This is a genomic window from Streptomyces sp. NPDC030143 (assembly GCF_055573695.1).
This window is the reverse complement of the sequence record NZ_JBVIAY010000005.1, coordinates 117440-129640: the sequence shown is the minus strand read 5'-3', so window position 1 is coordinate 129640 and position 12201 is coordinate 117440. Positions and strand designations below refer to the sequence as shown.

The window sequence follows — 12201 nt, the reverse complement described above, 5'->3', positions numbered from 1 at the left end:
GAGACCCATGGAGTTCGAGAGCAAGCCGAAGTTCGTCACGTTCGACATGAACGGGACGCCGAGCCAGCGGGCCATCGACAAGACGGCGGTGGACGGGGGCCTCCAGGCAGGGGCGGCCGTGGTCGAGGCCGGCACATCGGGAGCGGCACGGCGATGACGCACACCACCTCGGCCCTGGAGCCGCTGGCCGAGCGGCTCGCCGAGACCGCGCCCGGCCTGCGGGTGGAGACCGGCCCCGGATCCACCGGCCTCTACGCCTACGACGCCTCCAACTACCGGGTCCCCCCGAGGGCCGTGGTCTTCCCCCGCAGCGCCGACGACGTCGTCGCGGTGCTGCGGGCCTGCCGCGAGACGCACGTCCCCGTCACCGCGCGAGGCGGCGGCACCAGCATGGCGGGCAACGCCGTCGGGCCCGGTGTCGTCCTGGACTTCTCCCGGTACATGAACCGGATCCTGGACATCGACCCGGTGGCGCGCACCGCCCGCGTCGAGGCCGGAGCGATCCTGGACGCGCTGCGCAGCGCGACCGCCCTGCACGGGCTCACGTTCGGGCCCGACCCGTCCTCGCACAGCCGCTGCACCCTCGGCGGCATGATCGGCAACGACGCGTGCGGCAATCGGTCGGTGCGGCACGGGCGTACCAGCGGGCACATCGAGGCGCTGGAGATCGTGACGGCCGACGGAGTGCGGGCCGTCGCCGACCGCACCGGCCTGCGCGCGGCCGACCCGGACGACACGGACGCCGTCCGGCGGGTCGCCCGCCTCGAAGCGGACGTACGCCGCCTGATCGACGCCAACCTGGCGTCGATCCGTACCGAACTGGGCCGGGTACCGCGCCAGGTCTCCGGCTACCAACTGCACCACCTGCTGCCCGAGCACGGCTTCGACATGGCCCGCGCCCTGGTGGGCACCGAGGGCTCCTGTGCGGTCGTCACCGCAGCGACGGTCCGCCTGGTGGCGACCGCACAGTCTTCCGCCTTGCTGACACTCGGCTACGACGACGTGGTCGACGCCGCGGAGGACGTGCCCGAGATCCTGCGCTGGAACCCCACCGCCGTGGAGGGTATGGACGAGGCGATCGTCGCCACCATGCGTGCCCGGCGTGGTCCGGGCTCCGTCACCGGACTCCCCGAGGGCCGGGCCTGGCTCTACGTCGAACTCGACGGCGACGACCAGGCGGCCGTCGACGCCCGCGCGGACGAACTGCTGGACGTGCTCAGAGCACAGGGCCGGATGACCGGGGGGCGGGTCGTGCACAGCCCGGCCGAGCGGCGCTCGCTGTGGCGGGTCCGCGAGGACGGGGCGGGGCTCGCCGCCCGGCTCGTCGACGGCTCGGAGTCCTGGCCCGGTTGGGAGGACGCGGCCGTCGCACCGGAGGACCTGGCCGCCTACCTGCGCGACTTCCGCAAGCTGCTGGCCGCGCACGGCCTGACCGGCGTGCTGTACGGGCACTTCGGCGCGGGCTGCGTGCATGTGCGCATCGACTTCGACCTCGCCACGGACTCCGGCCGGGCCGCCACCCGCCGGTTCCTCTCCGAAGCCGCCGCCCTGGTTGTGGAGCACGGCGGCAGCCTGTCGGGCGAGCACGGCGACGGCCGGGCCCGGGGCGAGCTGCTGGAGGTCATGTACAGCCACCGTATGATCCGGGCGTTCGCCGCCTTCAAGGAGATCTTCGACCCGGAGGGGCTGCTCAACCCCGGCGTGATCGTCGGCCCGGCACGCCTCGACGCCGACCTCGCCCTGCGTGAACTCCCGCTCCTGGACACGACGTTCACCTTTCCCCACGGCGAGGACGGCTTCGCGGGCGCGGTACGCCGCTGCGTCGGTGTCGGCCGCTGCCGCAGCGACGCCGGCGGCGTGATGTGTCCCAGCTACCGGGCCACGGGCGAGGAGAACGACTCCACGCGGGGCCGGTCCCGCCTGCTCCAAGAGATGGTGCGCGGCGAACTGGTGACGGACGGCTGGCGCTCGACCGAGGTGCGCGACGCCCTCGACCTGTGCCTGTCCTGCAAGGCCTGCTCCAGCGACTGCCCGGTCGGCGTCGACATGGCCACGTACAAGGCGGAGTTCCTGCACCACCACTACCAGGGCAGGCTCCGGCCCCGCTCCCACTACTCGCTCGGCTGGCTGCCCCTGACATCCCGGCTCGTCGGATACGCGGCCCGACCGGTCAACGCGCTGCTGCGTGGACCGGTCGGCAAGCTCCTCGCGCGCCTCGGCGGCGTGACCACGAAACGCCGGATCCCCGCCTTCGCCTCCCGCCGTGCGCTGCGCCGGGCCCTGCGCACGGCGAGGACCGGTGAACCAGCGAAGACCCTTCTTTTCGTCGACAGCTTCACCCGCGCCTTCCGCCCCGAGGTGGCCGGAGCCGCGAGCCGCGTACTCGCCGACGCCGGCCTTCCCTGCACGGCGGAGGACGACCTGTGCTGTGGCCTGACCTGGGTCAGCACCGGGCAACTGACCACCGCGCGCCGCATCATGGCCCGCACGGTCGCCCGCCTGGACAACGGCGACGACCGGCCCATCGTCGTGGCCGAACCCAGCTGCGCCGCAGCGCTCAAGCGTGACGTGCCCGAACTCCTCGGCACCGACGCCGCCCGCCGTGTAGCGGCCCGCGTCCACACCATCACCGGAGCCCTGACCGACCTCGCCGTACCCGGCTGGAGATCCCCGGCGCTGCCCGACAACGTCGTGCTGCAGACCCACTGCCACGAGTACGCCACGTTCAAGGGCCACCACCCGCGCGACCTGCTCGGCCGCCTCGGCGTGACGAAGGTCGACGAGGCCGAGGGCTGCTGCGGACTCGCCGGCAACTTCGGTTTCGAGGAACAGCACTACGACACCTCGATGGCCGTCGCCGACCTCGCGCTCAAGCCGCGTCTCGACGACGTGGACCCGCATGCACCGGCGGTCGTCGTGGCCGACGGCTTCAGCTGCGCCACCCAGATCGACCACCTCGCCGGAGGCCGGGGCATCCGCGCCCTGCACCTCGCGGAACTGCTCGACCCCGCCGCCGACCGACCCGGACAACCAGGAGAGAACTCATGACCGACACGCCCACGCAGTTGTTCATCGGCGGTGCCTGGGTGGACGCCGCGGACGGCGCCACCATGCCCGTCGACGACCCCGCCACCGACGAGATCCTCTGCCACGTCGCCGATGCCGGTCCCAAGGACGCGAAGCTCGCCGAGGAAGCGGCCGTGCAGGCGCAGGAGGAGTGGGCGCGTACGGCCCCGCGGGTGCGCAGCGAGATCCTGCGCCGCGCCTACGAGATCATCATCGAGCGCACCGACGAACTCGCCCGCCTGATGACGTCCGAAATGGGCAAGCCGCTCGCCGAGGCCAGGGGAGAGGTGGCGTACGCGGCGGAGTTCTTCCGCTGGTTCTCCGAGGAAGCCGTCCGTATCGACGGCGGCCACGCCACCTTGCCGGACGGCCGCAACCGCATGCTGCTCTCCCGCCGCCCGGTCGGCCCCTGCCTGCTGATCACCCCGTGGAACTTCCCGCTGGCCATGGGCACCCGCAAGATCGGCCCGGCGATCGCCGCCGGCTGCACGATGGTGCTCAAGCCGGCCCCGCAGACCCCTCTCTCCAGCCTGGCCCTCGCCGCGATCCTCAAGGAGGCCGGGCTGCCGGACGGCGTGCTGAACGTCGTCACGACCTCCCGTGCGGGGGAGGTGTGCGAACCGCTCCTGCGCGGCGGGCGGATTCGCAAGCTCTCCTTCACCGGCTCCACGGCCGTCGGGCAGCTGCTCCTCGCCCAGAGCGCCGAGGCGGTCGTACGGACCTCGATGGAACTGGGCGGCAACGCGCCGTTCATCGTCTTCGAGGACGCCGACCTGGACAAGGCCGTGGACGGCGCGATGGTCGCCAAGATGCGCAACATGGGTGAGGCCTGCACGGCCGCCAACCGCTTCTTCGTCCACCACTCGGTGGCGGAGGAGTTCGGCCGGCGGCTCGCCGAACGGATGGGCGCGTTGGTCGTCGGTCCGGGCGCCCGGAACGGCGTCGACGTCGGCCCGCTGATCGACAAGAGGGGGCGCGCCAAGGTGGAGGAGCTGGTCGTCGACGCGGTGGAGCGCGGGGCGCAGGTGCTCGTAGGCGGCCGCACACCCGAAGGCCCCGGCAGCTTCTACCCACCGACCGTGCTGGCCGACGTCGATCCCGGCAGCCGCCTCATGGACACGGAGATCTTCGGCCCCGTCGCCGCGATCCTCACCTTCGACGACGAGGACGAGGTGATCCGCCGGGCCAACGACACCCCCTGGGGCCTGATCGGCTACGTCTTCACCGAGGGCCTCGACCGCGCCCTACGGGTGAGCGAGCGGCTGGAGGTGGGCATGGTGGGGCTGAACACGGGCCTCGTGTCCAACCCGGCCGCCCCCTTCGGCGGCGTCAAGCAGTCGGGGCTGGGCCGCGAGGGCGGCCGGGTGGGGATCGACGAGTTCCTGGAGTACCAGTACCTCGCGATGCCCGTGAGCTGACGGCGGTCATGCCCTGACCGCGCCGCAGCACGCACCGCGAAGGGCTTCACCCGTGCCCGGTTTCCACGCCGCCGGGCACGGGTGGGCGGCCGTCGATGTCCCGGGCCCGACCACCGGTTTCCCGAGCCGGACCATCAATCAACCGGGCCCAAGGAAAAGAGAACACGTCGTTCCTGAAGACCATCGACACTCATCCCTCCTTCACGCCGCACGGGTACGTCCCGGCGCCGCGGGCGTCGCGCGCCGGCATCACTTCACGGTCACGTAGATCTTGCGCACGGTTTCGATGGTCTTCCACACGCCGACGAAGCCCGGCTTCATGACAAAGCTGTCGCCCGCCTTGCAGACCACCGGCTCGCCACCTTCCGGCGTGAGTTCGATGAGGCCGGCGAGGATGTGGCAGAACTCGAGCGTCTCGCCCTTGATCGAGCGCATCTCGCCGGGCGTCGCCTCCCCGGACTCCAGTAGGCGTAGCCACGCTCTCTCACGCGGCCGAGCTCCGCGCGCAGCTGCCCAGGGCCGTTAATGGTCTCCTCGCCGTAGCCCTCCGGCGTCCCCGCGATGACCTCGGCTGTCTCGGACTTCCCCAGATGGGCCAGGACGGCGTTCCCGGAGGCGGTGGCGTGCAGGGGCGAGGTGTCGCCGATGGTGTGGAAGGTGCCTACGGCGTGGTCGCAGTCGACGCGGCTGACGACGACCATGCACTGCAGGGCGTCGGGCACCGGCAGGTGGACGGAACGGACCCGCCCGCGCAGCTTCCCCAGCAGCCGTGCCCCCCCTTGCCCCCTACCCGTCTCACCGTGCCGACCACTGGCAACCCTCACCCAAGATCCACTGCAAGATCACGTAGATGCTGCGGGCTCGATCCTTGACTTCCCGGCATCGGTCTACAGCGTCACGGAGGCAAGCGGGCCTGGACCACGCAGGCAGCATGGCCTCACATGTGCCGGGGCGTGCGCTCCCCTTCGTCTCCCGTATGGGCTCCCAGCCCCATGGGAAAATGGGCGGCCAGTTCCCGGTGGAACGCGTCGGTGTCGCCTTCCAGGGCAACCGCGGCCAACCGCTCGTGCTCGACGACCAGTTGCTGCGGGTTGTCGCTGTAGGTGCGGTGATCGACGCTGAGGTGGAGGCGCAGCTTGGTCTCCCAGCCGTTCCAGAGACTCTGCAGGACGCCGTGCCCCGAGAGCTCGTAGAAGAGCCTGTGGAAGCGAAGGTGCGCGTCGATGCTGGCCGGAATGTCGTCCTTATCCATGGCCCGGCGGAGATCCTCGACGGTTTGCAGCAACTGAGGCCGCTCAGGACCGCGCAGTGCTTCGGCCGAGAGTTCGGCGGCGAACGGCTCGACGCGCAGCCGGACCGAGTCGATCTCGGCGACCTCGCGAGCGCTCACCTCTACGACGAACGCCCCACGGTAGGGGATCTTGACGACGAGCCCCTCCTCCTCCAGCTTGGTCAGCGCCTCGCGCAGCGGGGACCGGCTGATCCCGAGATCCGCGGCGATGTGCGCCTCGCGCAGCTGGCCACCAGGAGGTACGGTCCCGTCGAGGATGGCGGCACGCAGTGTGCGGTAGACGCCGTCCGGCGTCGTCATCCGCTGCTCCTGCCACTCGAACTTGTGGTCCACTCCGGAGGCCTCCCTCGGCCGTTGTCGACCATTGTTTTGTCGACTATACCTCTACTGATCTTGCATCGACAATCAAATCCACGCTGCGGCCCCAGCCCCGTCGCGGCAGCACCCGGAGCTGGGCCACCAGTCGGTGCGCCAAGGGTGCGGGTGGCGGCAAGGTGGGTGGTGGCGCATTCCCGGTGAGCGCGCCATGGGCGATGCGGGTCAGGACGCCCCCGCCGAACGCGTCTGCGCCGTACACACGCCCGCTGACCGGCGTTCACCTCAGCCTTGCAAGCCCATGTCCACACCCTCCGCCGCGCCGATGCGGCGCGGGCGACCGAGGCCCCCGCCGAGGCGGAGCCGCCGATGGCCGGAGGGGACGCCGACCGCCCGAACGTTGACAGTCGACACCTGCATGGTCGACAATCGACAGTGCTGGTCGACAATCGCCCATAGCGGCTCAGGCCGCTGTGAAGCACTAGGAGGACTCATGGGATTCGACGTCAAGCCCAAGTTCGTGACGTTCGACATGAACGGAACGCTGATCAAGTTCAGCATCAACGACACGATGCGTGAGGTCCTGGGCGACCGCCTGCCGGCCGAGGTCGCCGACGAGTACCTGCGGATCTGCAAGGCCTACCGGATCGACGAGTGCACGGGCGCGTACCAGCCGTTCCACCGTGTCGTCGCCCACTCCATGGAACGCGCCTCGCGCAGCGTCGGTATCGAGTACCGCGAGGACGACGCGCGGGCGGTGTACGAGACCATCCCCACCTGGGGCCCGCACCCCGGTGTCACCGAGGCGCTGAACCGCCTGGCCGAGGCGGTCCCGCTGGTCATCATCACCAACAGCGACACCGCGCACGCCGTGCGCCTCGCGGAGAACCTCAAGGCCCCGTTCGAGGTCGTCATCAGCGCCGAGGAGATGGGCGTCTACAAGCCACGGCTCCGCGCCTTCGAGTACATGTTCGACAAGCTCGGCGTGACACCCGACGAGGTCGTGCACGTCTCCGCGAGCCCGATGTACGACCTGCGCTCTGCGGCCATCATGGGCATCGAGAACAAGGTGTACGTCGACCGCGGCTGGGAGCACGACGAGCACTGGCTCGGCTACGAGCGGATCACCGACATCGCCGACCTCCCCGTCCTCTTCGGCCTGCCGCGCCCCTGACACCCGAGCGAGAACCGAGAAAATGATCGACAGCAAGGCGGTGGCGGCATGAGTCAGCCCCTGCCACAAACCGTCAAGGGTGACTCGGCTTCGGAAAGGCTCCAGAACCTCGGACTGGAGCTACCCGACCTCGCCGGTAACGCGTACTTCGTGCACCACCGAGCGGTGGGCTCCAGCATCCACATCTCCGGCCAGCTGCCTTTCAAGGATGGCGAGCTGTTGGGGCAGGGTGTTGTCGGCCGGGACGTGGAGCTGGAGGCCGCGAAGGAGCTCGCGCGCCATGCCGCGCTCAACTGCCTCGCCGCCGCTGTGCAGGCGGTGGGCGATCTGGACCGGGTCCGGATCGTGCAGATGCTCGTCTTCGTGGCCAGCACGCCGGACTTCGGTCTGCAGTCGCAGGTCGCCAACGCGGCCAGTGAACTGCTCATCGAGGTGCTGGGTGAGAACGGACGGCACGCCCGGACCGCGATCGGTGTCGCCGGACTGCCCCTCAACACCCCTGTGGAGATCCAGATGATCTGTACCGCGGTGTAGCGGCGAACCAATCATGGGCAGTGCAGCTGTGAACCGGCTGCGACAGGCACTCGGCGCCCTCATCGAGCGCATCGACACCCCGGCGCCGATCGTGCCGGCCCGCGTGATGCGGGACGACACCGACCGCGTTCAGGGCTTCGCCGCCGAGCACAGCCCCGACGTCAGGCCGCACGTCAAGACGCACACATGAGTTGTGATCGGTCGGCGCCAGGTCAAGGCGGAGACCGACGGAATCACCGCGGGCAACGTGGGTGAAACCGAGGTCTTCGCCGAGGCCGGATTCGACGGCATCTTCATCGCCCACCCGATCCGGCCCGCGGGGAACGAAAGGGCCGCGGATCCGGTGGCTGGCCGAGACGACCCGTCTGCGGGCCGGCGTCGACGACGTCGCGGCCATCAGCGCCCTCGCCGATGCGAGGGGGGACGACGCCGGACGGCTGGAGGTCCTGATCGAGGTCGACGGAGCCCGTCGTTCCCCGCTCCCCGTCGGTGGCGACCACACCGCCTTCCAGCACCGGCCCACACGGTTTCCAGACGCAGAAGGAAAGACTCGATATGAACGCCCTTGCGGCATCCCCTCGAAACGGAGAGCTCGGCTTCTGGGTGGCCCAACTGGCCGACAAGAGGCGCTCGTTCCCCCGCTTCACCGGCCAGGACCGTGTCGACGTGGCCATTGTCGGCGGCGGCTACACCGGCCTGTGGGCTGCGTACTTCGCCAAGAAGCTCGAACCGTCCCTTTCGGTCGCCGTCTTCGAGGCCGAACAGGTCGGCTACGGCGCATCAGGACGCAACGGCGGCTGGCTCTCGGCCATGCCACCGGGCAACCGTGCCGCCTTCGCCCGCGTCGGCGGCGGGTTGGAGGCGAGCCGAGCGCTGCAGCAGGAGTTCGTCGCCGGCGTCGACGCGGTCCTGGACATCCTCCGGGCCGAGGGCATCGACGCGGATCAGCACAAGGGGGGCGCGCTCGTCGCCGCCCACACCCGGGCGGGGCTGGGCCGGCTGGTCACCAGGCGTGATGCCGATCTGAAGTACGGGCTGACCGAGGACGAGATCCAGCTGCTCGACCGGGGCGAGTTCCAAAGCCGGATCAACATCTCCACCGTCCACGGCGGGCTCTTCTACAAGCACTGCGCGCGGATCCACCCCGCGAAGCTCGTCTACGGCCTCGCCAACACCCTGACCTCCATGGGGGTGAGGATCTACGAGGGCAGCCGCGTGGACAGTGTCGGGGGCAAGACCCTCACTTTGGCCAACGGGCGTGTCACCGCAGCGAAGACGTTCATCTGCACTGAAGGCTATTCGGGACAGCTGCTGGGCAGCCGGACCCTGATCCCGGTCAATTCCTCGATGATCGTGACCAAGCCCCTGCCGAAGGAGGCATGGCAGCAGATCGGCTGGGACGGTCCCCAGTGCCTCAACGACTCCGCGCACGCGTTCATCTACGCCCAGCGGACATCGGACGGCCGAATCGCCATGGGGGGCCGCGGTGTCCCCTACCGCTTCGGGTCCGGCACAGGAGGAGCCGGTGCGACCGCCCAGTCCACCATCGACCTGATCTCGCACAAGCTCAGTTCGTTCTTCCCGGGCATCCCCTTCGAGGTGGACCACGCCTGGTCCGGAGTCCTGGGCGTCACGCGTGACTGGAACGGCGGCGTGCACTGGGACCCGGCGGCGGGGATCGGCTCGTCCACCGGATACGCGGGACACGGCGTCACGGCAGCCTACGTCGGCGGCAGGACTCTCGTGGAGCTCGCCTTCGAGAAGGAAACCGAACGGACCACCCTGCCCTGGGTGGGCTACCGGGCGCGGAAGTGGGAGCCGGAACCCGTTCGCTGGCTGGGTGTGCACGCCATGTACCGGCTCTTCGGCATTGCCGACCAGTGGGAAGAGCGCAGGGGTTCCAGCAAGACCTCACTCCTGGCCAGATTCGGTAGCCGCCTCGCAGGACTTCACGAGTAGACGAAAAGGGAACTGCTGTCATGGACGCACAACTCGCAGTCATCGGCCTGGGCAGCATCGGAAGCATGGCCCTGTGGCAGGCCTCCCGGCTGTCCGACTCGGTAGTCGGTTTCGAGGCCGCCACCCCCGCCCACGGCCGCAGTGCCGTAGGCGGAGACACCCGCCTGTTCCGCATGATCTACCTCGGCAAGCCCGACTACTACCCCATCATCGAACGCTCCCGCGGCCTGTGGGCCGAGCTCGAAGAGGAAACCGGGCAGGAAATCCTCACCACTACCGGGGGCCTGTCCATCGGCACGGCGAACGGCAGCTACATCAACAGCCTCCTCGAGGCGACGCGCATCACCGGAGCCGAGCACAGCGTCCTGAGCCGGGAGGAGTTGGCGGAACGCTACCCCCAGCACAATCTCCGCCCCGACGACTGTGCCGTCTACGACCCCCGCGCCGGCGTTCTGCGCACCGACCGCGCCGTCAGCGCCGCCGTCGCGGCTGCCCAGGCCAACGGTGCCACCGTCCTTCAGAACACACCCGTGGACAGCATCACCGAAACCGACCACGGCGTGGTCGTCACCTCGGGCAACAGAAGCTGGACGTTCGAGAAGGTCATCGTCGCCTCGGGCGGCTGGTCCCGAAGGCTCATGCCCGACCACCTCAAGGCCGTCACGGAAACCCATCGGATCGTCCTGACCTGGTTCGTCGCGCAGGACGGCACGCAGTTCTCGCCGGAGAAATTCCCCGCCTTCAGCCGGTGGTACGAGGATCGCTCCATGTACGGCGCACCCGCCGTCGACGGCGTGACGGTCAAGGCGTCGGTGGACGGACCGCCGGCCGGGCGCGCAAGGGCAACTCCCGACCCGGACGCCGTGCCCAGGGAACTCACCCGGGAAGAAATCGAAAAGGTCACCGAGATCGTCACCGACTTCTTCCCCGGCCTGATCCCCACCATCGCGCGCTCCGACGCCTACCCCGACCTGTTCACCGAGGACAGGCATCCCCTCGTCGGCTGGCTGGACGAGAACAGCAGGATCTACTGCGCCACCGGATTCTCCGGAAAAGGCTTCAAGACGGCGACCGGCTACGGCCACATCGCCGCACACGAGGCGCTCGGCAAGCAGACCATCGACGGCCTGGACTTCGCGCGTCCGGACCGGTTCAGGAACAGGTAACCGCCCACTCCGGCCACCTCGGCGCAGTGGCCTCGTCAACGGCATCCGGCTGACGGTCGTTGCGGGACTCATCTCTTGACGTCCCGCAACGATGCCGAGAACCAGCCGTATGCCGAACGCGCCCCCTGGGCGGTCCTCGCCCCGGCCGCCGTCCTGGGCCCTGTTTGCTGAGCGCGGCCGGACAGGCCGGTGCCTTCATCGGCCCGCTGCTCGGCGCCCTGCTGCTCGCCGTCGACTTCCGCACCACCTGCCTCGCCGGAGCCGCCGTTTTCGTCCTCGTCCTCGCCGGACACGTATGGCTGATGCCGCAGCACATCCCCGGCCGAGAGCGCACCCTACAGCGGGGCGGCACGCGCGTACTGCTGCGCAACCGCCGCTTCCTCGCCCTGTGCTGCGCCTACGGCACCCACCTGCTCGCCTGCAACCAGCTCTACCTCGCCCTGCCGGACGAGGTGCAGCGCGCGACCGGCTCCCAGGCAGCCCTGTCCTGGCTGTTCGCCCTGTCCTCCCTGCTGGTCGTCTGCGCCCAACTGCCCCTCACACGCTGGGCGGGCGACCGGCTGGGCCTGCGCCGCTCGATGATCGCCGGGCTGCTGCTCATCGCGGCCGGTTCCGGAGTCGTGGCCGCCGCCCTGCCCGCCGGCCGGACGGGTGTGGCCGGTTTGCTGCCCGCCGCCGGGTACGTCGTCCTGCTCACCCTCGGCCAGATGCTGGTCGTCCCCGCCGCCCGCGCCTGGGTGCCCGACCTCGCCACGGACGGCCGCATCGGCCTCTACACCGGCGCGCTGTCCTCCGTTTCCGGCCTGATCGTCCTCATCGGCAGCTCAGTCACCGGCTCCCTGCTCGACCTCGACCTGTCACCTGCCGTGCCCTGGCTGGTCCTCGCCGCGGTGCCGGCCCTGGCGGTGGCGATCCTGCCGAGCTGCTCGGAACGGCAGGCGGATGCGGGAGGGGCTCACTGACGTCGTTGGTTCCTGCCCGCACACAGGCGGCCTGACCCGTCGCCGTCTCAGCCGCGCCGGCCCGCCTGGCCTGAAGGTCAGCTGGACCGGGGCAGGTGGACGGGAAGGACACGCACGGCCGGGTCGGGAGCCGACAGCAGTCCGCGCAGGTGCCGGTATCCCGATGTCAGTCGGCTGACCGCCCGCACCAGCCCTTCGACATCGGCCCGGAGTTGTTCGAGCTCGGCTTCGTCCTTGTCGCGGAGTTCCTTGAGCCGTACCCCTGACGGCACATCAGGTAGGTGAGGGGACATGGGCAGAGTGATCGCTTCACAGA

At 69.9% G+C, this 12201-nt stretch carries 11 protein-coding genes and 2 pseudogenes; 9 read left to right on the top strand and 4 right to left on the bottom strand.

Features of this window, described 5'->3' with window-relative positions; genetic code table 11:
- The first annotated feature begins 7 nt into the window (after positions 1-7).
- From ACZ4YY_RS11145 to ACZ4YY_RS11135, 3 genes are read left to right on the top strand one after another with little or no spacing between them, the layout of a single operon-like run.
- Entirely contained in the window at positions 8-157 is a 150-nt protein-coding gene (locus tag ACZ4YY_RS11145) for a hypothetical protein (protein WP_468286910.1), read from the top strand.
- Complete coding sequence (locus ACZ4YY_RS11140) at positions 154-3048, top strand: FAD-binding and (Fe-S)-binding domain-containing protein (RefSeq protein WP_468286907.1); 2895 nt, start codon at positions 154-156, stop codon at positions 3046-3048. Before ACZ4YY_RS11145 ends, ACZ4YY_RS11140 begins: the two co-directional genes overlap by 4 nt.
- Complete coding sequence (locus ACZ4YY_RS11135; RefSeq protein ID WP_468286905.1) at positions 3045-4484, top strand: NAD-dependent succinate-semialdehyde dehydrogenase; 1440 nt, start codon at positions 3045-3047, stop codon at positions 4482-4484. Before ACZ4YY_RS11140 ends, ACZ4YY_RS11135 begins: the two co-directional genes overlap by 4 nt.
- A 249-nt stretch (positions 4485-4733) precedes the next feature.
- Here ACZ4YY_RS11135 and ACZ4YY_RS11130 read toward each other — a convergent pair whose 3' ends face one another.
- The 3 genes and pseudogenes from ACZ4YY_RS11130 to ACZ4YY_RS11120 form a co-directional block, all read right to left on the bottom strand.
- Positions 4734-4949: a cupin domain-containing protein gene (locus ACZ4YY_RS11130; protein WP_468287697.1), complete on the bottom strand. Its 216-nt coding sequence runs from the start codon at positions 4947-4949 to the stop codon at positions 4734-4736.
- Positions 4950-5008: 59 nt separating this feature from the next.
- A pseudogene (locus ACZ4YY_RS11125) lies at positions 5009-5185 on the bottom strand (IclR family transcriptional regulator domain-containing protein); the annotation flags it as partial.
- A gap of 236 nt (positions 5186-5421) precedes the next feature.
- A complete protein-coding gene (locus tag ACZ4YY_RS11120; RefSeq protein WP_468286902.1) occupies positions 5422-6108 on the bottom strand; it encodes a GntR family transcriptional regulator in 687 nt (228 codons plus the stop codon).
- A 475-nt stretch (positions 6109-6583) separates the two neighbouring features.
- Between ACZ4YY_RS11120 and ACZ4YY_RS11115 the strand changes: the two genes are divergently transcribed.
- The 6 genes and pseudogenes from ACZ4YY_RS11115 to ACZ4YY_RS11090 form a co-directional block, all read left to right on the top strand.
- Entirely contained in the window at positions 6584-7264 is a 681-nt protein-coding gene (locus ACZ4YY_RS11115) for a haloacid dehalogenase type II (protein ID WP_468286899.1), read from the top strand.
- A 48-nt stretch (positions 7265-7312) separates the two neighbouring features.
- Positions 7313-7798 carry a RidA family protein gene (locus tag ACZ4YY_RS11110; protein WP_468286896.1) on the top strand — a complete coding sequence of 162 codons (486 nt, stop codon included), beginning with the start codon at positions 7313-7315 and terminating at the stop codon, positions 7796-7798.
- Positions 7799-7811: 13 nt separating this feature from the next.
- On the top strand, positions 7812-7988 hold the full coding sequence (locus ACZ4YY_RS11105; protein WP_468286893.1) for a hypothetical protein: 177 nt from the start codon (positions 7812-7814) through the stop codon (positions 7986-7988).
- Positions 7989-8287: 299 nt separating this feature from the next.
- Positions 8288-9757 (top strand): NAD(P)/FAD-dependent oxidoreductase, encoded by a 1470-nt coding sequence (locus ACZ4YY_RS11100; RefSeq protein ID WP_468286890.1) that lies wholly within the window; start codon positions 8288-8290, stop codon positions 9755-9757.
- 20 nt (positions 9758-9777) lie between these two features.
- Complete coding sequence (solA, locus tag ACZ4YY_RS11095; protein WP_468286887.1) at positions 9778-10923, top strand: N-methyl-L-tryptophan oxidase; 1146 nt, start codon at positions 9778-9780, stop codon at positions 10921-10923.
- Between the two features lie 164 nt (positions 10924-11087).
- Positions 11088-11885: pseudogene (locus ACZ4YY_RS11090) on the top strand (MFS transporter); the annotation flags it as partial.
- Positions 11886-11962: 77 nt separating this feature from the next.
- On the opposite strand, the gene ACZ4YY_RS11085 reads toward ACZ4YY_RS11090, so the two are convergent.
- Positions 11963-12178 carry a hypothetical protein gene (locus ACZ4YY_RS11085; protein WP_468286884.1) on the bottom strand — a complete coding sequence of 72 codons (216 nt, stop codon included), beginning with the start codon at positions 12176-12178 and terminating at the stop codon, positions 11963-11965.
- Between the last annotated feature and the right edge of the window lie 23 nt (positions 12179-12201).

Coding starts and splice junctions, on each gene's coding strand:
- ACZ4YY_RS11145 (WP_468286910.1), top strand. CDS start 8: ATGGAGTTCGAGAGCAAGCCGAAGTTCGTCACGTTCGACATGAACGGG.
- ACZ4YY_RS11110 (WP_468286896.1), top strand. CDS start 7,313: ATGAGTCAGCCCCTGCCACAAACCGTCAAGGGTGACTCGGCTTCGGAA.
- ACZ4YY_RS11115 (WP_468286899.1), top strand. CDS start 6,584: ATGGGATTCGACGTCAAGCCCAAGTTCGTGACGTTCGACATGAACGGA.
- solA (WP_468286887.1), top strand. CDS start 9,778: ATGGACGCACAACTCGCAGTCATCGGCCTGGGCAGCATCGGAAGCATG.
- ACZ4YY_RS11140 (WP_468286907.1), top strand. CDS start 154: ATGACGCACACCACCTCGGCCCTGGAGCCGCTGGCCGAGCGGCTCGCC.
- ACZ4YY_RS11085 (WP_468286884.1), bottom strand. CDS start 12,178: ATGTCCCCTCACCTACCTGATGTGCCGTCAGGGGTACGGCTCAAGGAA.
- ACZ4YY_RS11105 (WP_468286893.1), top strand. CDS start 7,812: ATGGGCAGTGCAGCTGTGAACCGGCTGCGACAGGCACTCGGCGCCCTC.
- ACZ4YY_RS11135 (WP_468286905.1), top strand. CDS start 3,045: ATGACCGACACGCCCACGCAGTTGTTCATCGGCGGTGCCTGGGTGGAC.